11 protein-coding genes and 2 pseudogenes are annotated in these 20,824 nt (G+C 66.5%); 8 read left to right on the top strand and 5 right to left on the bottom strand.

Translation table 11 applies throughout. The annotated features are described in order from the left end of the window. Positions 1 to 7 precede the first annotated feature (7 nt). From H074_RS35885 to H074_RS41850, 7 genes are all read left to right on the top strand, one after another. Positions 8 to 226 carry a hypothetical protein gene (locus H074_RS35885; protein ID WP_007035005.1) on the top strand — a complete coding sequence of 73 codons (219 nt, stop codon included), beginning with the start codon at positions 8 to 10 and terminating at the stop codon, positions 224 to 226. Continuing rightward, a complete protein-coding gene (locus tag H074_RS35880; protein ID WP_007035004.1) occupies positions 223 to 618 on the top strand; it encodes a hypothetical protein in 396 nt (131 codons plus the stop codon). The genes H074_RS35885 and H074_RS35880 overlap by 4 nt, the downstream gene beginning before the upstream one ends. Beyond that, positions 615 to 1,028, top strand: a complete 414-nt coding sequence (locus tag H074_RS35875) for a hypothetical protein (RefSeq protein ID WP_007035003.1) — start codon at positions 615 to 617, stop codon at positions 1,026 to 1,028. Before H074_RS35880 ends, H074_RS35875 begins: the two co-directional genes overlap by 4 nt. Beyond that, the gene (locus H074_RS35870; protein WP_007035002.1) at positions 1,025 to 1,429 is read left to right on the top strand and encodes a pilus assembly protein TadG-related protein; all 405 of its coding nucleotides are present in this window, start codon (positions 1,025 to 1,027) and stop codon (positions 1,427 to 1,429) included. Before H074_RS35875 ends, H074_RS35870 begins: the two co-directional genes overlap by 4 nt. A gap of 10 nt (positions 1,430 to 1,439) precedes the next feature. Further along, a complete protein-coding gene (locus H074_RS39775; RefSeq protein WP_083920556.1) occupies positions 1,440 to 4,130 on the top strand; it encodes a LysM peptidoglycan-binding domain-containing protein in 2,691 nt (896 codons plus the stop codon). A 48-nt stretch (positions 4,131 to 4,178) separates the two neighbouring features. Then, positions 4,179 to 4,457: a hypothetical protein gene (locus H074_RS35860; RefSeq protein WP_007034997.1), complete on the top strand. Its 279-nt coding sequence runs from the start codon at positions 4,179 to 4,181 to the stop codon at positions 4,455 to 4,457. Between the two features lie 838 nt (positions 4,458 to 5,295). Continuing rightward, on the top strand, positions 5,296 to 5,850 hold the full coding sequence (locus H074_RS41850; RefSeq protein WP_235096962.1) for a hypothetical protein: 555 nt from the start codon (positions 5,296 to 5,298) through the stop codon (positions 5,848 to 5,850). 323 nt (positions 5,851 to 6,173) lie between these two features. Here the strand turns inward: H074_RS41850 and H074_RS35850 are convergent, their stop codons facing one another. From H074_RS35850 to H074_RS42430, 4 genes and pseudogenes are all read right to left on the bottom strand, one after another. Then, positions 6,174 to 7,115 carry an LLM class F420-dependent oxidoreductase gene (locus H074_RS35850; protein WP_007034995.1) on the bottom strand — a complete coding sequence of 314 codons (942 nt, stop codon included), beginning with the start codon at positions 7,113 to 7,115 and terminating at the stop codon, positions 6,174 to 6,176. Continuing rightward, positions 7,112 to 14,131, bottom strand: a complete 7,020-nt coding sequence (locus tag H074_RS35845; RefSeq protein ID WP_007034994.1) for a type I polyketide synthase — start codon at positions 14,129 to 14,131, stop codon at positions 7,112 to 7,114. Before H074_RS35845 ends, H074_RS35850 begins: the two co-directional genes overlap by 4 nt. A gap of 385 nt (positions 14,132 to 14,516) precedes the next feature. After that, positions 14,517 to 15,398 (bottom strand): alpha/beta hydrolase, encoded by an 882-nt coding sequence (locus H074_RS35840; RefSeq protein ID WP_007034993.1) that lies wholly within the window; start codon positions 15,396 to 15,398, stop codon positions 14,517 to 14,519. 21 nt (positions 15,399 to 15,419) lie between these two features. Then, positions 15,420 to 15,545: pseudogene (locus H074_RS42430) on the bottom strand (hypothetical protein); the annotation flags it as partial. 137 nt (positions 15,546 to 15,682) lie between these two features. On the opposite strand from H074_RS42430, the pseudogene H074_RS35835 reads away from it, so the two are divergent. Beyond that, positions 15,683 to 16,339: pseudogene (locus H074_RS35835) on the top strand (winged helix-turn-helix domain-containing protein). 65 nt (positions 16,340 to 16,404) lie between these two features. Here the strand turns inward: H074_RS35835 and H074_RS35830 are convergent. Next, positions 16,405 to 19,710, bottom strand: coding sequence for a hypothetical protein (locus H074_RS35830; protein WP_152521562.1), 3,306 nt, complete (start codon positions 19,708 to 19,710; stop codon positions 16,405 to 16,407). Between the last annotated feature and the right edge of the window lie 1,114 nt (positions 19,711 to 20,824).

Genomic DNA, 20,824 nt, shown 5'->3' with positions numbered 1-20,824 from the left:
GAAGTCCATGCTCAAAACAGTGGTGGCCCGCCTGCAGTTCACCGTGCTCACGATCGGATGCGTCTTGCAAAGGCGTGGAGCGCAGTTCGTGCGCGAGGGCGAGCGCGGCGACGAGAACATCACCAAAGCCATCTACGCCGTACTCGGTCTCGTGCTGGCCACCGCGATCGCCGGGGCGGTCACGGCCTTCGTGAACGGCAAGCTGCCACTGATCGGAGGGCAATGAACCTCCGGCACGGCGCCGCCCAGCTGCCCGGCGAGCGCGGCGACGAGAACGTGTCGGCAATCCTCGGCCTGGGCGCACTTCTCTTGGCCACATGGTTCGTCCTGCAAGTCGTTGTGCTCTTCCTAGGGCGGAACGTTGCTTTGGCAGCGGCGCGGGACGGTGTCAACGCCGCGCGGCTGCCGCCCGTTGACGTGGTGGCAGCCGAGCAGCACGCACAGAACTACGTCAACCGGGTGACCGGCAGTTGGCTGTCCAATGTGAACGCCGAAGCCACCAGCGACGGCCGGAACGTCTCCGTCATCGTCACCGCTGAGGCCGCCTCACTGGTACCGTTCGCGCGCTTCTCGGTCAGCCAACGCGCGTCCGGGCCGATCGAGCAGCTGACGCCATGAAGCGCGGTGATCGCGGCGATGTCAACATCGAAGTCGTGATCGGCGTGTCGGCGCTGATCGTCCTTCTCGGTCTCGCGCTGGTCGGCATGCGGGTCATCACCGCGGAATCCGCGGTGGACGAGGCAGCCCGCTCTGCCGCGCGCGCGGCTTCCATCGCCCGTGACGGTCATGCTGCGGCGTCGGTAGCCGAGGCGCGGGCGCAAGCGGTCATCGCTCAGCAGGGCTTGAACTGCGCGCAGCTCAACATCACTGTTGATGCTCGAGACTTCGCCAAACCGCTGGGCGAGACCGGCTACGTGATCGCTACCGTCAGCTGTGAGATCACCTTCGGCGATCTCATGATCCCGGGTACGCGACTCACCGCTTCCGAGTTCCGATCACCGATCGATCGCTATGGAGCCCGTCGATGATCCGCTTACATGGTGAACGCGGCTCCGTCTCGGTGTGGTTGATCGGGCTGAGCATCGCCCTGATCATCGCCATCGGGTGGGCGGTCGACGGCAGTCGCAAAGCCCAAGCCCACTCGGAAGCGACGTCGATCGCCGAAGAAGCCGCGCGCGCAGCGGGGCAAGCTCTGCGCGTGCAGGCTCTTGCCGCCGGCCAGGTCGCAGACGTCAACCCGCAGCAAGCCGTCGCTGAAGCAGAGCGCTACCTCGCGGCGACGGGCACCGCCGGAACTGCTGCCGTGCGGGGTAACCGGATCGTCGTCGACACCACGATCACCAGAACCACCATCTTCCTCGGCATCGTCGGAGTATCGGAGTTCTCAGTGCGCGGCCACGGCGCCGCCGATCTGGTCTCCGACGGATAGGAGCACCGCCATGAGAAGGCTCGCGCGAATCCTCCTCGGCGTCTTGGGTCTCGTGCTGCTCCTCGGCGGGCCGCCGCTCCTCCTGTGGACGTTCAGGCCGGCGTTCCTACCGGATCACGTGCCGGCCTTCCCTGAAGTCGTTGGCTGGATCACCGAGCGAGACACCGGTCAGGTCTTCCTGCTCGTGGTGGCGGTCGCCGGGGTGATCGCCTGGTTGCAACTCGTCGTCGCCGTGGTGCTCGAATGCGTAGCACTCGTGCGCGGAGTGGCCGCTCCGAGGCTTCCTGGGTTCCGCTGGGCTCAACGACTCGTCGCGAGTGTCCTCTTAGGGTTGGTGATTGGTACGACGGCTGCGGAGGCCTCCCAGGCTTCCGTCGTCGCCCCGCCGGTCTCCGGACAGAGAAGCCACCAGGCCGTGGATGAGGCCGATCCTCCGGTCGCCGGCGGGTACACAGTCGTTCCCGGCGACTCGCTGATGAGCATCGCGGCCGAGCAGCTCGGCAACGAGAGTCGCTACGAGGAGATCTTCGATCTGAACCAGGGCCGCCGTCAGGCAGACGGAGAGGCTCTCCGAAGCGTCGACCTGATCAAGCCCGGGTGGCGTCTCGCGCTGCCTGCCGAACCACAGTGCGTCGAAGTCATCGTCGGCGCAGGTGACACGCTGACTCAGATCGCTCAGAAGCATCTGGGCTCCGCTTCCCGGTACGTCGAGATCTTCGAACTCAACCGAGGTCGGCCGCTGCCCGGAGGCCGGGTCCTGAACAATCCGGATCTGATCCATCCCGGCGATGTCCTTGAACTTCCCGGAGCGACAACGCCTGGACAAGGTGGGGGAGCAGCGTCTGAAGGCGCGGCTTCTGCACAGGTCGCACCACCTGGCTGTGGGCCCGAGCCGGTGCCGCCACCTGCACGGCCGCCGGGACCGACTTCGCCCTTACCCGAGCGGGTACCAGCGCCGGTCCCCGCTCCGGCGCCCGTTGAGACGGCTCCCAAAAGCGACGATAACGTCGTACCTCTCGTCGCCGTCGGGTTCGGAGGGCTTCTCGCCGCCGGCATTCTGGCTGCCCTCGCCCGGCGCAGGATGCTCGCTCAACGCCATCGTCGTCCTGGACGACGAATCCGCCGTCCACCGCCCACGGACCTGGAGACCGCGCTCAGGAAAGCCGAGGAACCTGCCACGGCTGAAGCTCTTGACGTCGCGCTGCGCAGTCTCGCTTATCGCGCCAGGAAGGAGGGCGTTTCGCTGCCTGCCGTCCGGTCCGCAGTGGCAGGGAGCCGCAGCGCGGTCCTGTACCCGCAGGAGCACACAGAATTCTTTGCTGATTCGCTCGATGTCGATGAGCTGGGCGGAGTTCCAGCGCCCTATCCGGCGCTTGTCACAGTCGGCCACGACCCTCGCCGTGACCTTGTCATGGTCAACCTCGCGGAGCTCGGCACGCTCACCCTCGACGGGGCCATAGAAGAAGCCGAGCCGGTCTTGTTGGCCATGGCCTGGGAACTGGCGACGTCCACTTGGTCCGGATCCGTCCCCGTGACGTTGATCGGCTTCGGGCGCTCAACCGCGGACCACAACCCTGATCGCTTCCGCCACTTCACTTCGGTGGACGAGTTTTCCAAGGCAGACGCGACCCCACCGAGTGTGGTCCTGTCTGCTGAACCTTTCGACGTGAAGCAGCGTGAGTGCCTTGCCGCGGTGGTCGCCGCGAGCACAGCGGCCTCAGATGGCTGGAGGCTCGATGTTTCCACGAAGTCCACGTTGATCGACGACCTCGGCATCGAAGTCGAGTTCCAGCGCCTGACCGTCGACCAGGCGGAAGAACTCGTCGCGACGCTCACTGCCGAGGTCAAAGCCGAACAGATGCCCGCAAACGACTCCCCGAATGTTCCGGCCGAACCGCCGTCGGCAACGGGACCTGAGCTGAGACTGCTCGGACCGGTCGGATTGCACAACGTCGACCCGACGAAGGTCGAAGGCAAGAAGATCAACCGGCTCACCGAACTCGCGGCGTTTCTGCTCCTCCATCCCGGGGCGACCGCCGAGGAAATCTCCCGACAGCTCGGAACTGACACCCGTCCCTGGTCCCCGGCGACCCGGCAGGGCTACATCTCCCGCCTGCGAACCTGGCTCGGCCACGACGAGAACGGCGACCTCTACCTCCCGAACATCGAAGTCAACGGAGGCGGCTACCACCTGTCGAAGTCGATGAACAGTGATTGGCATCGGTTCCGGCAACTCGTCGGGTCCGGCCCGAACCGTGACGTCTCCGATCGGCGGGCTCGGCTGGAAGCAGCGCTGGAACTCGTCACCGGCATGCCGTTCAGCAGCATCGGGCCTGGCCGATATGCCTGGAACTCGTGGCATCAGCGAGAAATGATCGACGCCATCGTCGATGCCGCCCACATGCTGGCCGAAATCTGCCAGCAGGACGGTGATTTGCCAGCGGCTCGTCGCGCGATCCTCCGAGGCCTTCTCGCCGAACCCGTCAGTGAACTTCTCTATCGAGACCTTCTTCGCGTGGAGCACCGAGCGGGAAACCGCACTGCGGTGAAAGACGCCGCCGGCAAGTTGGCCGATATCGCGGCCGCGCTCGATGTCGACCTCGACGAGGAAACCGCCACGCTCGTGGACACCCTGCTCGGCTCTGGTGAAGGCAGACTCACCAGACATTTACATTGCACTCACCCGAATACGTCGCGATAAGTATGGTCTCGCCTTCGTTCGGAGGCAGGAGACCCTTTAGGAGAAACCATGTTTATCGCGACAAGAATTCTTCTCACCGCCTTCGTCTGTGCAGCCGCCGTGGGATTCGGTGGCGCCGAAGCTTCGGCCTCCCCGCGCGAGGGGCTCTATCAGTGCATCGCGCAGGACAATGCCCCGCTGTGGTACCACGGTGTGATCCTCCGGTTTGCCAACAAAGGGCAGGGCCTGTACGACATACTCGACTTCGGTGGCCAAAGGATCTGGGGAACACTCTGGGGCGGCGGCATGTCCTACCAGATCGACCGGTGGAACGTCGGCTGGTGCTAAGGGCTGTTCAGGGGCTTTCCGGCGTTCAACGCGGGAGAGCCCCTACGGCCATGAAAGACGGAGCGCTCTGGGTGAAAGCAGATGGCCGACAGCGTCACATCGGCAGATGAGGCTCGATAACGTGCTGCCGCGTCGCGATCAAAGCTGAGCGTTGCTTCCACTTGACTGGTTGATCCACGAACCCGCTGGTTAAGAGTGAGCTGCTTTCTATGTCGGATGGTATCGAGTGATGCCGAACAAGACCTTTTCGTCTGGTCACCACGCATCGGCAGTGTCGGGGTATGTCGGCTGGTGTCGGACTGTTTCGGACCACTCGGGCTCGCAGATGTCGGGTTCTGTCGCCTACTCCCGCAGTCTTGGCTGCTTGCTTTGCCGGCTGTGGACGATAAGGGTAAGGGATCGCCGCGATCCGGGAGTAACCCCATAGCGTAAGCCGGCGGTGGCTTCAAGTAGGTCCCCGCGGAGTGCTGCCGTCTTGAGCTGTTCTTCGCGCACGGATTCGGCGATCATGACCGACGATGCGCGACCGGCGGCCGCCTGAACTCCTTGAGAGCAGCTATCTCGCGGAGATGGCCGTCGACTGAGACGCCCTTTTCAGCGAAGCGCGTTGCCCTGATATCGGTCAGCATCGAGCCGCGAGACACGAGAAGCTCAAAGGTGCTGTCAGAAAGGGCAGCGTTCGCGTGTCCTCACTTGACGTTCTCGATCGCGGCGTCGGAAGCTCGGGACAAGGCCTCACGCGTGTGACATGCCTGCCTGGTTCGAGAGGACTCCTGTGATCAGCGGATTGACCGGCTCGACGGTGAATACTCAGCAGCAGAGGCCGAGATGGCCCGCCGTGCTGCTGCCCGTGGCGATTTTCGGCTTCGCCGCCTGCGGCGCCACCCGACCGGATGAGCAGCCCCGGCAGGGAGCCAGCGGCGCAATCAGCCCGACCAGCCAGGCGCCTGCCATGACAAGCGGGCCTTCTCATCCCCGCAGCGCCACCGGCTCGGAAACTCCCGAGGCAGCCGTGGAATCGTGGGTCACCCAGATTCTAGGCGGGCACTACGCTGAAGCCTGTCTGGCAAGCGCACCTGTGGCTTCCCCCGGCGAGGATCCCGAAGCCCTGTGCAGCAGCCCCGATGTGCTCAAGACGGGGGAGTCCCTGCGCGAAGCTTGGGCCAAGCCGGGTGTCAAGTTGCCTCCGCAGGGAAAGGTCGACGTGACCGGCGTGACCGGCGAAGGTGACAAGGTCACCGTGCCGGACACGGCGATCACCCTCGACGGCCGCACGCTGCGCAGCCTCGCACTCATCGGCTCCAGCGGTGATACGACGTCGTTCAGCCTCACGCTCGATGTGCAGAAACTCGACGGAAGCTGGTATGTCGGCAACCTGAATTTGAACATCTGAACCTGCCGCACGCGCGCTCTCGACGACTGGGAATCAGTGGCCGCGAGTTCCTCCCCTGCTCTTGACGCCGCGACCTTTGGGCTCACAGGGGATCTCGCCGCCGCGTGGGACCACCTGGATCTCGACGGGCCCCACGAACAACGTGCACGCAAGCATCAATCGGACAATCAGTCGTGCGGATGTGTCCGATGTGGACACTTGGGGCGCGGCAGGAGCTCGGTCACGCCACGTATGTCTTACCCCTTCGATAAGTCATGCCGGGCCTGGCGACCACGAACTCCTTGATCAGGAGCTGAGTAGTTACGGGGCGTCAACGTCGACGCTCAGCTCGCGAAGAGTCGTGCGAACTCTTCCACCTGCCCCACACTCGTCGGATCCTCGAAGTACACGATCAGTTCCTGCACCCCCGCCTCTTCGTAGGCGGCGATCCGCTTCTTGACGGTGTCCACCGATCCGACCAGACCGTACGTGCCGGGATCGTCCGGAAATACGAATTTCGACGACGGAGGCACCAGTGCCCGCGCTGCGGCATCGGTGTTCTGGATGATGCACAGGGTCGTGACAGTACGGGAGATCGAGTCGTAGTCCCTGCCGACGTCCTCACAATGCCCGCGCAGCACACCGAATTTGTGCACCGCGACCTCGGGAGAGGTGACGATGTTGCAGGCGCTGCCGTACTGCGCGACGAGCCGCAGCGTCACCTTCTCGCCGTTACCCGCGATCATCAAGGGGATGTGCGGCCGCTGCACGCCCTTCGGTTCGTTGATCGCGTCGTGGATCCGGTAGAACTCACCTTCGAACGTAGCCTGCTTTTCCTTCCACAAAGCCAAGATCACCTGTACCGCCTCACTAAGCCTGCGCGCCCGCTCACCGTTGGTGCCGAAGTCATACCCGTATTGCACGTGGTCCTTCTCCAGCCAGCCCGCACCGATCCCGAAGGTCAACCGCCCGCCCGAAACGACGTCCAGGGTCGACGCCATTTTGGCCTGCAGGGCCGGATTGCGGTACCCGTTCGCCGTGACCAGGTGGCCGATCCGCACGTTGTGGGTCTCCCGTGCCAGCGCGGTGATCATCGTCCAGGCTTCGAAGACCATGTCGAACGAAGGCTGGACCGTGGTCAGATGGTCGGGCGCGTACAAGGCGTGGAATCCGGCGTCATCGGCGACCGCGGCGATGTCGACGAGCCGGGTGAAGGCCTCGATCGGATCGTCGAAGCCGGCGAAGTCGCGGGCGAACCCCGAGGGCAGGAAGATGCTGTACTTCATCGTGGTCCTTCCTGGAGGAACCGGCCGATCTCGAGCCACAGCTCGGCCCAGGCTTCGTCTTCGTGCCGGGTGTCGTGGTCGAGTCCCGGCACGGTGATCATCCGGGCGGGTGGCGCTTCCTTCTCCATTCGCTTCAGCAATTCGGCGGACTGCTCCCACGGAATGACCGTGTCGCCGTCGCCGTGGATGATGAGCAAGGGAGCCGCGACATTTTCGAGTGCCATCAGCGGCAGCCGCCGAGGTGACGCGAAATACTCCGCGGGGTCAACCTCCGAACTCGATGGCAGTAACGAACTCTGCCGGTCCTGATCCGCCTTCGCGAACGCCGTTGGATCGTAGAAACCCATCAGTAGAGCGGCATGCCGCCACAGTCCAGGGGCCCGTTCCAGTGCCAGCAGCGAGGAATACGCACCGCGGCTGGTGCCCAGGATGTTGAGCCGCTCCCCGTCGATCTCGGGTAGTCCGGCGAGGTGCCGCCCCGCCGCCACGACGTCGTCGACGTCCGCACCGCCGATTTCGGCCAGTGCCCGGTAGTCGTCACCGTGCCCTTTCGCGCCACGCTGATCCACGGTGAAGACCGCGAATCCGGCGGCGAGCAGCGGCGCGTGCTCGGTGATATGCGCGTACTTGCCCTTGCGGTTCAGTGCTCCTCCGTCACCGGATGCACAAACCAGCACGGCGGGGTGCGGTGCCTCCCCGGCCGGAAGACTGAGGTGGCCGTAGATCGTCAGGCCGTCGTCTGCCGTGATCTCGTGGACGACGATGTTCTCGAGGAGCGCGGTCTCGTCCGGCTGTGCGCGGTCCAGTTCGTCGACGAGCAACCCGACGAGCACATCGGCGCTCAAGCTGCGCTGGAGCCTGCCCGCGGGGACCGCGATACCGAGTTGCTTCTGCGCCTGGACCCGCAGTTCGACCGCGGTCAGGGAATCGACGTCCACCGCTTGCTGCTCGCCGAGTTGCTGTTCGGTCAACCCGGTGATCTGTTCCATCAACGGTATGACATAAGGCTGGAGCAGAGCGGCGCGCTCGGCGGGATTCGCCGACCGGAGGCGCTTGGCGACCGACTCTTCGCCGCCGTCGTCCTCGCCGCCATCCGCGATGTTCTCCGGCACCATCGTGCCGAACTTCGGCAGCGACGAGAGCTCGGGGTTGGCGCGCGCCCAGCGCGGCCAGTCGATATCGGCGACCGAGGCCTCGGCAGGCCGGGTACGGAGCAACACGCCCAGCTCGGTGACAAGGCGCGAAGGCGGCATGGCCACCTGGCCGTTGCGCCGCAGGATGTCGCCGACGTGCCCGCCGCGGCTGACCGCGACACCCACCTCCGCGACCATGCCCCACCCGATGCTGAGCGCAGGCAGCCCCTGCGCGCGCCGATAGCGGGCGAGGCCGTTGAGGGCTTCGTTCGCGGTCGCGTAGGCACCCGCGCCCGCCGCACCGAGCTGTGCCGCGACCGACGAGAACAACACGAAGAAGTCGAGCTCGTCGGAGAGGGTCTCCTCGTGCAGGAACCAGGCCCCGTCCGCTTTGGCCTTGGTGGCTTCGACGAGCCTGGCCCCGTTGCTGTTGGTGAGCACGACGTCGTCGAAATTGGCCGCGCCGTGCACGATCCCGCCGATCGGCGGCAGACGGCGGCGGAGCCGCGAGAGCAGGGAACGGACCTGGGAACGGTCGCTGACGTCGGCCTTCTGGACCCGCACCCGGACGCCTCGTGCGGTCAGCTCCGCGATCTCCCGCGCCGCGGCGGAGGAAGTCACCCCTCGGCGGCTGACTAGGGCGAGATAACGGGCGCCGTTGTCCGCGAGCCAGCGGGCGACTGTGAGTCCGAGGCCACCGAGCCCCCCGGTGAGCAGATACGTGACGTCCGGCCGGATCGGCGAGCCGGGCAGGGAAGTGGCAGGCACGCGCACGGTCTGCCCCGCCATCCGGACGACGACCTTGCCGTGGTGTTCCGGGGTCGACAGGATGCCGAACCCGTTGGCTGTCTCGCTCGCGACAACTTCCGTCAGCGGCAAGGAGGCGATCGCGCCCCGCTCGGAAAGCTCTGCGGCCGCGCGCATGTACTCCCGGACGGTCTCCGGTCGCAGCGCCATCATCCGGCCGTAATCGAGCGAATGGAATGACGCGGCCCGCCGGGTCGCGGCCGCACGAGCCGCGTGCTCGGCCTGAGTCGCGGGTTTGCGCAACTCGACGAACCGCCCGAAGGTGTTCAGCACCCGCAGACTGTGGTGGATCATGTCCGCGGGCAACGCGTTGACGATGACATCGACGCCGTCACCACCGGTCCACTCGAGGATGTCGTCCGCGAAGGACATGGACCTCGAATCCGCGACGCGGGTGAATCCTTCGCTGCGCAGGAAGTCCCGCCGCTGCTCGCTGCCCGCGGTGACGAAGACCTCCGCGCCGAGATGGGTCGCGAGGCGCGCCGCGGCCAGCCCGACACCGCCGGCCGCCGAGTGGACCAGAACGCGTTCACCTTCCTGGACCGCGGCAAGTCGCGTCAGTGCCAGGTGGGCGGCGGCCACGGGCAAGAGCGACGCCGCTTGCGCGAGTGTCAGCCCGGACGGCTTCTTCACCACACGGACGGCTTCGAGCGTGGTGTACGAGGCGAAGAGCTCCTTGCCGTGCGCGAAAACCTCGTCGCCGACATGCAGATCCTTGACCCCGTCTCCGATGCCGACGACGGTGCCCGAGCACTCCACCCCGGGCATCTCCCCGGAGAAGTCGCCTTCTGCCGTCCACTGACCCGCGTGCTTGAGCACGTCTTCGAAAGTGATGCCGACGTGCGAGATCCTCAGTTCGACCTCGCCGGGGCCGGGTGACCGCCGGGTGGCCGCGACGAACCGCCGGTCACCCGCGGTGGTGCGGACCGGGGACAGCCGCACGGGCGTCTCGTCGGTGTCCACCTCGACGGAGTCGAGTTCGGAACCCTCTTCCGCCCGGACCATCTGCCGGACGTAGCGGCCGTGGACGCGGAGAGCGACTTCGTCGGCCATGTCGGAGGTGAGTTCGGTGAGCAGTGCGGCGAGCAATCCGTCCTCCAGGCCACCCGGAGCCAGGTCGACCAGGCGGCAATGCAGTTCCGGCAGTTCGGCGGGAACGATCCGGCCGAAACCCCACACCGCGGCGCCGGATGGACTGGTCGTGGGATCGTCGGCGGACACGCTCTGCGCACCGGTGGTGACCAGGAACAGCCGGCCCGCGCCACCGGACAACCCTTGTACCAGCCGGAGTGGCTCCGCCACCGGAGAACACAGCGGCGAAGTGATCGCCTGGGCCTCGTCGATGTAGATCACGCCGCGGCAGGCCGTGTCGCCGGACGCGGCGGAAACCGCGGTCTCGACCCAGTCGCCGTCGGTCACCGTCGTGCGGACGACCTCGCCGCCGAGCGCGGAGAGACCATCCGCGAGCACGGCCGCGGTGGGCGACGAGCCCACGACGACCCAACGGCCCTGGCCGTCGGCGACCCGTTCGAGCGGTTGTGCCTCCCACGAGTGCCGGTAGACGAGCTTCGGCTCCTGCTGGACGGCTTCCGAAAGCCTGGTCGCCCGCAGACCGCGGATCTCCGCGACCACCTCTCCGTGGTCGGTCACCAGGGTCAGATCGCATTCGACCACTCCCGGCTTGGTGAACTCCTTGCCCCGGCCGTGCACCCACAACCGGCCTGCGGGAGACCGGAAGAACTGGAACGACTCGACATGCGTCGGCACGTAGGTGCCCAGATCCGTCTCCTCCCCGAACATGTGCGCGCCGACGATGACCGCCTGCAAAGCGCCGTCCAAACGTGCGGGGTGCAGCCTGTGTCCCGCTCGCTCGACGGTGTCGAGCCTGAGTTCGGCGAAGATCTCTCGCGTCTCGGACCGCCACCACACGCGATCCACGACCTGGAATGACGGCCCGTAGTGCAACCCGGCCGCGGTGAGGCGCGAGTAGATCTCCTCGTGATAGAGGTTTGGGAGCCCGTCGACGAACGCGTCCGGCGCCGCCGGGTGGGGCAACGGGCTCCGGGCGTTCGCCACGTGGGCCCGGCGGAGCTCGGTGTGCAATGTCCAGGTCGCGTCGTCAGGGTTGGCTCGGCTGTGCATGGTGACGTGCCGCCGATCCGGGTCGTAGCCGACGCGCAACGTGGTGACCGACGAGGACGGCAGAACCAGTGGACGGTGGAAGACGACGTCCTCCAGTACACACGGGTCGTCCTCGGCGAAGGCGGCTAGCGCGGCGTCGAGGTACCCGCAGCCGGGAAAGACGACGGCCCCGGCCACCTTGTGGTCTTCGAGATAGGGGAAGGCGGAAGCGGACAGTTCCACGTCGTGGACCGGGGTGACGGCGGCGACGGCCCGTCCGGTCATCCGAAGTCCGTCGGTGCCCAGGCGCCTGCGGCGGGCCGCGGGCGATTCGACCCAGTGGCGGTCACGCTGCCAGGGGTAGGTCGGCAGTGCCGGATGTGCCCGAGGGCCGGGCTGCACGCGCTGCCAATCGGGATCGGTGCCGACCTCGTAGAGTCCTCCGAGCGTCTCCAGAAGCTGTTCACGCTGCGGCCGGTCTCGGCGCAACGAGGCGAACCTGACCGCAGCGTCCGATCGGTCGGTGAGGGCCTCGTCGATCGCCGAAGCCAGCACAGGATGCGGCCCGACCTCCAGCACCGCGCCGATACCCCTGGTGAGGACCTTGCGGAACGCGTCGGCGAACCTCACCGGCCGCCGGACGTTCCGCCACCAGTAGCCGGCGTCCAGCTCGGTCCCCTTGACCTGATCGCCCAGCACCGTGGAGAACAAGGGGATCTCCGCCGGGCGCGGGTCCACATTCGCCAGTGCTTCGAGCAGCGGTTCGCGAATCTCGTCCATCTGAGGGCTGTGGTAGGCCACTTCGACCCTCAGCTCCTTCACCGAGGCTCCGGCCGCGGTCAGCGCGGCGGATACGGCCGCGACGGCCTGGTGGTCACCGGCGATCGTCGTCGCGTGTTTGCTGTTGATCGCCGCGATGGTCACCCCTGCGACCAGATGGGGTTCCACCTCGCCCGCCGGCAACGCGACCGCCACCATCGCGCCGCGCCCGGTCAGCCGCGCCTGCAGGCTGGCCCGGTGGAAGCTCACCCTGAGCGCGTCTTCGAGGGAGTACACCCCCGCCGCGTAGGCCGCGGCCACTTCTCCCACGCTGTGGCCCACGATGGCTGCGGGCTGGATTCCCCAGTGTCGCCACAGAGCGGTGAGACCGGCCTGGACGACGAAGTTGGCGACCTGCGCGTAGAGAGTCCTGGTCAGCCGCGACTCGGCCTCCGGTCGCCGTAACTCGTCCGTGATCGACAGGTCATGGTGGGCGAGCAGGGCGTCGCAAGCGGTGACCACCTCCGCGAAGATCGGCTCCGTCTCGAGGAGTTCACGTCCCATCCCCCACCACTGGGGCCCCATTCCGGTGTAGACGAAGGCTATCGACGGGCGGGTGACCCTGGCCGGATCGATGCTGAGACTTCGCAGCTTTTCGACGGCCTCGGACGCGTTCCCGGCGACCACGAACGTTCTCATCGAATGGTGGTCGCGGTTGCGAGACGCGGCACGGCACACCGTCCGGAACGCGGGGGCGTCCGGTCTCCCCAGCAGGTCCGCATAGGACTCGACAAGAGCATTCAATGCCTGGGCACTTCGGGCGGAGAGCGGTAACAGCACCTGCCCGTCCTCGACCGCTGTCTCGTCGGCGTCGGCGGGAGCCGGCCATTGTTCGAGGATCGCGTGCGCGTTGGTTCCGCCGAAACCGAATGAGTTGACGGCCGCACGCCTCGGGTTCTCTCGCTCTGGAAAGGGAACTGTCTCGGTGGGCACCCGCATGGGCAGCTTGTCGAACGGGATCCGGGGATTCGGCTTCTCGAAGTGAAGGTTCGGCGGGATGACACCCTGTTGCAGGCACAAGGTCGCCTTGATCACGCCGGCCACCCCCGCGGCGGCCTCGGTGTGCCCGAAATTCGATTTGACCGAACCCATCCAGTGTGTCTCGGTGGATTCACCGAGGACTTCGCCGATCGCGGCGGCCTCGACCGGATCTCCTGCCGCGGTACCGGTGCCGTGCGCCTCGAAGTAGCCGATGGACGACGGCACGACGTCGCCGGCCCGGCAGGCATGCTCGATCAGCGTGCGCTGGGCTTCCACCCTCGGCACGGTGATGCCGGGAGTATGGCCATCCTGGTTCACCGCGGTGCCCCGCACGATCGCGTGGACGCGATCTCCGTCCCGCAATGCCGCGGAAAGCGGCTTCAATACGAGGATTCCCGCGCCCTCGCCGCGCGCGTAGCCATTGGCCCGGTGGTCGAAGGACTTGCAGCGGGCGTCCGGTGACAGGAATTGTCCCTTGGACATGAGGACCGTGGTGGCCGGATTCACCATGACGTTCACCCCGCCCGCCACCGCGATGTCGCAGTCGCCGAGCGCGAGTGCGTTGCAGGCGTGGTGGAGCGCCACCAACGACGACGAGCACGCGGTGTCGAGAGTGAAGGACGGACCGCGCCAGTCGAATGCGTAGGACAGCCGGGCCGCCAGCATGGTCATGCTCACCCCTGTGGCGGTGGTCGAGCTGAGCAGATGCTGGTTCGAATCGGTCAACTGAAGCGTGGCCGCGTCGAAGGTGAACGCGCCGACATAGACCCCCACGTTCGCGGCGGCCGTCGAACTCGGCGGAATACCGGCGTTCTCCAACGATTCCCAGGTCACCTCGAGCAGCATCCGCTGTTGCGGATCCAGTGCGGCGGCCTCGCGCGGCGGCATTCCGAAGAACCCCGCGTCGAAGCTGTCGATCGGAGTGGTGACGAAGCCGCCTTGGCGGACGAACATCCGTCCGGGAGTCGAGCGGTCCGCATCAAAGAAATCCTTTGTGCGCCAACGATCCTCGGGAATATCACCGATCGCGTCGATGCCCGATCCGATCAGTTCCCAGAAACTGTCCGGTCCGGAAATCCCGCCGGGGAACCGGCAGCCGATACCGACGATCGCGACCGGCTCCGAGGTCTTTCGTGACGATGCGGGATTGACCACAGGGCACCTCTTAGCGCTCGACTCTGTTGCTCCGCGATGCTAGGGGCCGCTTACCGGCAGGTAACCTCAGTTACAGTCTTTTGGCCAATCTTCATACCCCGAAGCTCCAAGGTCGTACGGCGTCCCGGTTCACAATCGAGGGATAAGGCAGGGTGGCGAGCGGGTAGTGTTCGTGGGACAGGTGGGCGCTGTTCGGAGTGGGCATGAATGGTAAGTCGGGCAATGGGCCCGTAAGTCAAATGTGGCGTGTCAGTCTGCCGCGTAGCAGGCTTCTTCCTTGCCGAAGAATGATTTCACGCGGTCGGGCTGTTCTGGCGACGGCGAGCTTCCTCCCATTGTCCGGACACCGCGCCCCGGCGAGCTCGAAGTGATCCGCCTGGCCGCCTCAGTGTGACCCGACGAAATTCACCAGGGCGGCGGCGAGGGCTTCGGGAGCCTCCTGCGCGACGAAATGCCCCACGCCCTCGATGTGGACGGCGGTGACCTCACCCGCGGTCACCTGCCGGAAGGTCTGCACGGTGAACGGCACGTTGACGCCGTCCACGGTGAGAACCGGGACGGCCAGCGGGTGGGCTTCGGCCAGGGCCTTGGTCGCGCCGCCATCGGTGAAGATCGACTGGTAGAGCCCCGAGGTGCCGGCCCACCCGTCCGGGCCCGCATAGGAGCGGGTGAACTCGTCGAGGTCGGCCTCGGTGACCGCGCCCTCGGTCCCGTTCATCAGGGGGTAGGCCCAGTCGGCGATCAGGCGCCGTTCGTTCCCGGACAGCAACAGCTGGGGGATGCCGGGGGCGCCGAGAAACCCGACGTGCCAGGAGCCGCCGTGGTTGACGTCGGCGATCATCTCGAAGCCGTAACCGCTCAGGGCGGTCTCGATGGCGGTCAGGCTGAGCACGTCACCGGGATGCTCGGCCGCCGCGCGGAAGACGACGCCACCGCTGATGTCCTGGCCGACCAAGTGCACTGGGCCGGCGCCGAGGTGGGCGATGAGGTGGTGCAGGTCCTCCGCCGAGGTGGCCGCCGAGAAGTCCTCGCCGTTGTGGCTCGAGTCGCCGAACCCGCGCAGGTCGACGGCGAAGACCCGGTGGTCGGCGGCCAGCAGCGGGATCAGGGCGCGAAAGGCCCACCAGGTCTCCGGCCAGCCGTGCACCAGAAGGATCGGCGGGCCGGAGGCGCCGGCCGCGACGTAGTGCAGCCGGGTGCCGTTGACCTCGGCCAAGTGGTGGGTGACGCCGGGAATGGTGGCGCCGACGGGTGTGATGACCGGCATGTCGCTCCTCATATGGACAACTTGGCTGTCGATAAAGCTGGATAGATCCTGAAGGGTGTGCGGGCCACGCGAGTCGCTCCACACCACGTCATGCCCGGCGGCCACCGCCAGCCGCGCTACGGTGCTGCTGATGTTGCCACTGCCGATGAAGCCCGATCGTCGTCATGTCATCCGGAATCTAAGCGACCTCACCCGATTCCGACCTGCGGCCCACGGTGATGTGCGGCACATCGACGCCTGCTGCTCGAGCGCGGCTCGCCGGGTGATCACGCTACGGTCGTCGGGTGCGTGTACTGGTCACCGAGGACGACGAGGATCTCCGGTTAGCCGTCGAGGCTTCACTTCGCGGCTCCGGATTCGCCGTCGATGTCGCCAAGGACCTCCCTGACGCCGACGAGGCGCTGAGCGTCAATGCCTACGACTGCGTCGTGCTCGACCGAATGCTGCCTGCCGGGGACTCCCTCGACTACGTCGGCGAACGCCGCCGGGATGGCTGGGAGGTCCCGGTGCTGTTCCTGACCGCGCGCGACACCATCGCCGACCGGATCGCCGGGCTGGCCCTGGCCGACGACTACCTGGTCAAGCCCTTCGCGGTGGCCGAACTGATCGCGTGAGTGCGCAGCCTGTGCCGCCGTGGCGACTCAGGAGCGGCGCCGGTACTGGATTTCCTCGACCTCGAACTGGACATCGGCAGGCACGAAGCGCGACGCGGTGGCGTCACCTTGACGTTGACCGGTAAGGAGTTCGCGGTTCTGCACCGACTGGTGATCTCGGCGGGCGAGCCGGTCCGGCGCCGCGACCTGACCGACGCGGGCTGGGACGAACTGGTGCCCCCGTCGCCCAACGCGCTCGAGGTGCTGATCGCACAGTTGCGGCACAAGCTCGGGCCGCCGCCTGTGATTCACACTGTGCGGGGCGTCGGGTACGTCCTGCGCGGGTGATCACTTCCCGCCTGGGAAGCGCAGGCCACCCCGATGGCGTGACCCGCGAGTCGCTTGTCTCGGCTTTAAGCGATCGGCGTTGGACCGTGGCCTGCTTCGTGCGCGCGCAATTCCTGCAACGTTGCCTCAAAGTGGGACAGCATATTGGGCGTAGGCTCGCGCAATCTCTGGGCCACCACGTGGGCGTGCCTCGCCGCGTCCGCGATCCGATCCTGTGCCTGAGCCATCTCTGTGTAGCTCAGGTACTTACTCGCCCCATAGCACCGCACTTCCACCACCACCAACGGTATGCCGTCAACCACGTCGAAATCGTCCAGCACGGTCATCCGCTTGAAGCATTTCCTCATCACGTACCGGTGGTCATGCTTTTCCGTGAGTGCCGCCTCCCAATACAAGCGCATGGTGTCGTCACTGTCTTGAAGCCGTTCCTCTGGATCGCTTATGGGCTGCGACCTCGCACGAGCGACACGGTCCGGCACCCGGAAATTGACCATGGCCACCATCAGCTGGTAGATCCTCCCCGCGAACAGCCGCAGGAACGCCTGGGACTGGGCAGGCAGGGCCCGGCGCAGGTCCTTGGGCTCACGTCGGATCAGGTCGGCAGCGTGAAACTTCACCGGATCCATGGTGGCCGGCTCCGTGAAGATCGCCGCAGCATGGATGTAAGCCGACAACACGTGGGAGCGCACGGCTTGCGCCGACAGGTCCGCTACCCCGACGAAGCTCCTCGCTCGGTCCATGCGGTCCGAAATACGGCCCAGGGCACGCCAGCTCAAGTACCAGGCTGTGACCTCATTGGCGAATCGCAACGCGTCATGGCGGTGGTCCAGTGTGTGCAAGCCCCAGGCGGAGTCAGCGGATGTTTGCGCCTGCAGGTACTGGCGGAACAGGTAGCCCGTCTCCACGGGGACACCCACGTTGAAGTGGATCGCGGCCGCAGCCCCACCAGCACCCAAGGCCGAGGGACCGATCCAGGCTGCCTGACCCAGCTCGGTCACTTCCCAGCCGTCCTGCGGGCGGAGCACGTCCGCCAGCGCGGTGTCCGGCGGATCACCCAGCGCTCCGGGTATCCCGGCCAACGCCTCGCTCACCATCCGGTAGGCGGCTCTGCCGTCATCCAGCGAAATGTCGCGTGCCTCGCCAGGCAGATGCGGCATGACCCACAGGACCAGTTCGGGGAGTCCGAACACTCCCGCTCTCAGGCTGCCTGCAGACGCTGACAGCGCGCTTTGCTTGGTAGCATGGAATCGGTCCTTGTCGTCTTGGTAGAAAGGCTGCGTCTCCAGGATCACCTCCGCACCCCTGCGCCGTGCCAGTACCTCCGAGTCGTGGAGCTCCACCTCCTCGATGTCCATCGGCTCGTCCTCGTCCTCGTCCAGGTCGGAGCCGAAGGGGTCGACCTGGATCGGGTGCGCCCACTCGGCCTCCACGCTCTGGCCTGCCCCGCGCAAGAGGACACCGTCCTGATGCCCGGTCAGCCACTTCTGTGCGATCTTCGCCCCCTGCACGGACAACTGACGCCGCCATAGCGAGGGATCCAACTGGCCATGAGCCGCGCGCACGTCTTCACGCGCCACGACGATCCGCGCCATCCCCGGCTTGCGCAGCCTGCGAAGCTCCCCCTTGACCTCGACCATGAGCATCGACAGTTTCTCCTCGGTCAACCGAGGTACCGCAGGCGGAAGGCGCCCCGGTCCGCCGAGCTCCAGCTCCCCTCGGGAGGCGGCTTTCCGAACCCGCCCGTAGAACGGGATCTGCCACACCATCCCGCCCTCGACCGGTGTCGCGAAAACACCTGCCGGCGTCGCCGACAACGTGAACCGCTGCACACCCTGCGCCGCCAGACGAGACCGAACGCCCGCCAGCCCCGCAGCAGCCAGCCGCCCCACCCAGCCCGAGTGCCCTCGTAGCACCACCCCCGACGACGCCTGCACAAGATCATGTCCCCATTTGGCCCACCCCACTCCCGGTACCGGGTTCGTCCATCCCGGTATTTCGATCCGGCCCCAGCTGGACACTCGGTAAATCACCACCCCCGCCCCTTCCCCATCCAGGATCTCGAACCACACCTGCGGCCCCGACCGCCCCAGCGGCCCTTCTTCCACCAGCGCTGCCTTGCCACCCGCCCACCGCGCCATCGCCGGAACCGGCAACCCCACCGGAACCGGCATTCGCACTCGCCCCAGCTCATCGCCCGCCGTGGGAGGCCGGGAGCCGGATGCTGCGGGCGAATCGCCCTGGGCGCGGATGACCGCTTCGGTCCCGATATGAGGCGATGTTCGATCAGGCAGCAGAAGTGCCATGTCAGTGCTGTTCACCGACTGCGTCATGGAGATGCCTGTGGCAGTCGTGGAGGTCCACTCCGGCGCGGCCGCGGTTGCGTGGTTACCTGGTAGTAGCGCGATGCGCGCTCTGGGAACGCCCTCTTGGCCCTCGTCGAGGAACAGGGTCGACGGCACGTTCACGGTGATCAGGTCCGCGCCGTCGAGGCCTCGTGCGACCTGCCTGCGCGCCACGGCTGGCAGTGTGTCGAAGTCGGTCAGCAGCAGCACACGCGACGGCATCGGTCCCCAGCCCGTCGCGGCCAGGTCCTTACGCAAACGCAGGCCGAAGGCCCGCGGTGTCTCCCAGCAGCTGACGTCCCGCCGCTCGTCGTAGACGGCGAACCGGCCGCCGGCGAAGTAACCGACCACCACGGCCACATCGTCGAGGCCGAAGGGCAGCGCGCCCAGTTCCCGGCTGTGCCAGGGACTGGCCGCCGCGCGCGGCGCTCCGGTGGCTGGTCCTGTCCATGCCGGCGTCTCTGGCTGATAGGCGTCGTTCGGCGTCCACGCCACGTGGGTGGACCCCAGCATCGGTGCGTTCAGGGCGGCTGAGCGGGACTGGCGGTCGCGCCGGTCGAAGTAGCAGAGGCCGCGGACTCGTTTACCACCGAACGAGTACGGGCGCAGTCGGGCCGGGGCCCGGTAGCCGGGAGGGGCGGAGCGTTCGACCAGCCAGCCGGCGGGATTGGAGGTGAACCGGGATCGGTAGGCCCAACGCACGCGGTCACCGGCCGGGCCTTGAGGGTAGGCCGACATGAACCGGCCACTGCGGCTGCCCGAGGTGGCGTGCAGGCCCACCTGGACCGTGACCCCCACAGCCCTGCTGAGCGGGTGGAGCGGCTGCACGTTCACCGTCATGTCACCGTGCGGGAACCAGACCAGGCGTCCGACCTGGTCGGCGAGCTGCTGGCGCGTCGCACCTCTACTGCAGGTCAAGAGCACCAGCGGGTCCTCGAGCGGCCGCGTCGAGGTACGCAGCTCCGGCAGCACCCGCAGCCACGAACCCAGCGCCTGATCCGTGACCGGTTGCGCCAGACCGTCCACCATCAGGCACACCTGGTCCGCTGGAGAAGAATGCACCATGAGGAGCAGCGGATTGAGCGTCGGCAGCCATGGCCAGGCCCGCCAGGCCCTGCGCACCGGGGGATGCCTTGCGGCCCGAGGAACTGAGGCCGCTGACAAGGGCCCAGTGCGGTAGTAACCGTGGAAACCGTACGTTGCAACACCGGGAGCCGACATCGCCATAGTGCTCAGGCTCCGAGCCGTGATCTCCGGAGCGATCTCAGGCAGAGAAGCGTGCACGACGCCCTCCCCTATTTTCAAGGGGAAAAGAGTGACGTCCCTGCCGTCGAGCTCTATCAAAACCGGGGAGTCGCCCAGAAACATACGGTTGCCTACCTCAACAGTCCGCAAGGCCCGGTGCAGGCCCCCAGGGATAGAGATCGCCTCAATGGTCGCCAAGGGTGACGCGCCATTACAAGCAGATCCAGATGACACAGCATGATTGGCTACCCAGATTGCCCTGATGAGCTCTGAACGTGCCGAGTTGTGCCAAGTCGGCGGTACCGCGATGAGCAAGGCGCTGTCGGTTCCGCGTAACAGGGGCGATTCGCGGTGCGACGGACGGGATATGACAAATACCGGAGCCGGTGACTATCCCGGTTTCGTCAGGACGTGGCCCGCGACGACGCCAACGGCGGTCTCGAAACCAGGTAGTAGCGCTGTTCTTTCGGTGCAGGCGGATTCTCCCGGGAATCAGGACGCTCGTTGTCGGGCAAAACCGTCGTACCTCGTGGCTACGGTCTGAGAATAGCGGAGGAGACAGCGCTCGACGATCCTAACGGGCCGATAGTGGACGAAAGGGCCGGCTCGACTGGGCCGACGCCGACGTCATAGTCGTGCGAAAGCCCCGCTGGTCAGGTAACTCACAAGTTGATCACCTTGAGTGGCCGCGTGCGGCAAAAGGGCGAAAAGTCGCTGATCAGTGGTCACTGACGGCACGCCGGGCATACCGTGAGTTTCGGGAGAGGGACGAACGACCCGGCATGGTCTAGTCCGATGGGAGCGTGACTGCAGCGACAGTGTGGTGTTGTCCCGGGAGTCGTCCGTGCTCGAGGTGGGTAGCCCTGTGCGGTCGAGGTGGCTGCTCAGCTTGATCAGG

It is taken from the genome of Amycolatopsis decaplanina DSM 44594 (assembly GCF_000342005.1).
In the GTDB taxonomy this organism is placed as follows: Bacteria; Actinomycetota; Actinomycetes; order Mycobacteriales; family Pseudonocardiaceae; genus Amycolatopsis; species Amycolatopsis decaplanina.
The sequence above is the reverse complement of the archived record's forward strand: the minus strand, read 5'-3'. Positions and strand labels throughout refer to the sequence as shown.

Bases quoted from the DNA above. Each gene is read 5' to 3' on its own strand.
- H074_RS35885 (WP_007035005.1), top strand. From the start codon at position 8: ATGCTCAAAACAGTGGTGGCCCGCCTGCAGTTCACCGTGCTCACGATC.
- H074_RS35880 (WP_007035004.1), top strand. From the start codon at position 223: ATGAACCTCCGGCACGGCGCCGCCCAGCTGCCCGGCGAGCGCGGCGAC.
- H074_RS35875 (WP_007035003.1), top strand. From the start codon at position 615: ATGAAGCGCGGTGATCGCGGCGATGTCAACATCGAAGTCGTGATCGGC.
- H074_RS35870 (WP_007035002.1), top strand. From the start codon at position 1,025: ATGATCCGCTTACATGGTGAACGCGGCTCCGTCTCGGTGTGGTTGATC.
- H074_RS39775 (WP_083920556.1), top strand. From the start codon at position 1,440: ATGAGAAGGCTCGCGCGAATCCTCCTCGGCGTCTTGGGTCTCGTGCTG.
- H074_RS35860 (WP_007034997.1), top strand. From the start codon at position 4,179: ATGTTTATCGCGACAAGAATTCTTCTCACCGCCTTCGTCTGTGCAGCC.
- H074_RS35850 (WP_007034995.1), bottom strand. From the start codon at position 7,115: ATGAAGTACAGCATCTTCCTGCCCTCGGGGTTCGCCCGCGACTTCGCC.
- H074_RS35840 (WP_007034993.1), bottom strand. From the start codon at position 15,398: ATGCCGGTCATCACACCCGTCGGCGCCACCATTCCCGGCGTCACCCAC.
- H074_RS35830 (WP_152521562.1), bottom strand. From the start codon at position 19,710: ATGGTGGACGGTCTGGCGCAACCGGTCACGGATCAGGCGCTGGGTTCG.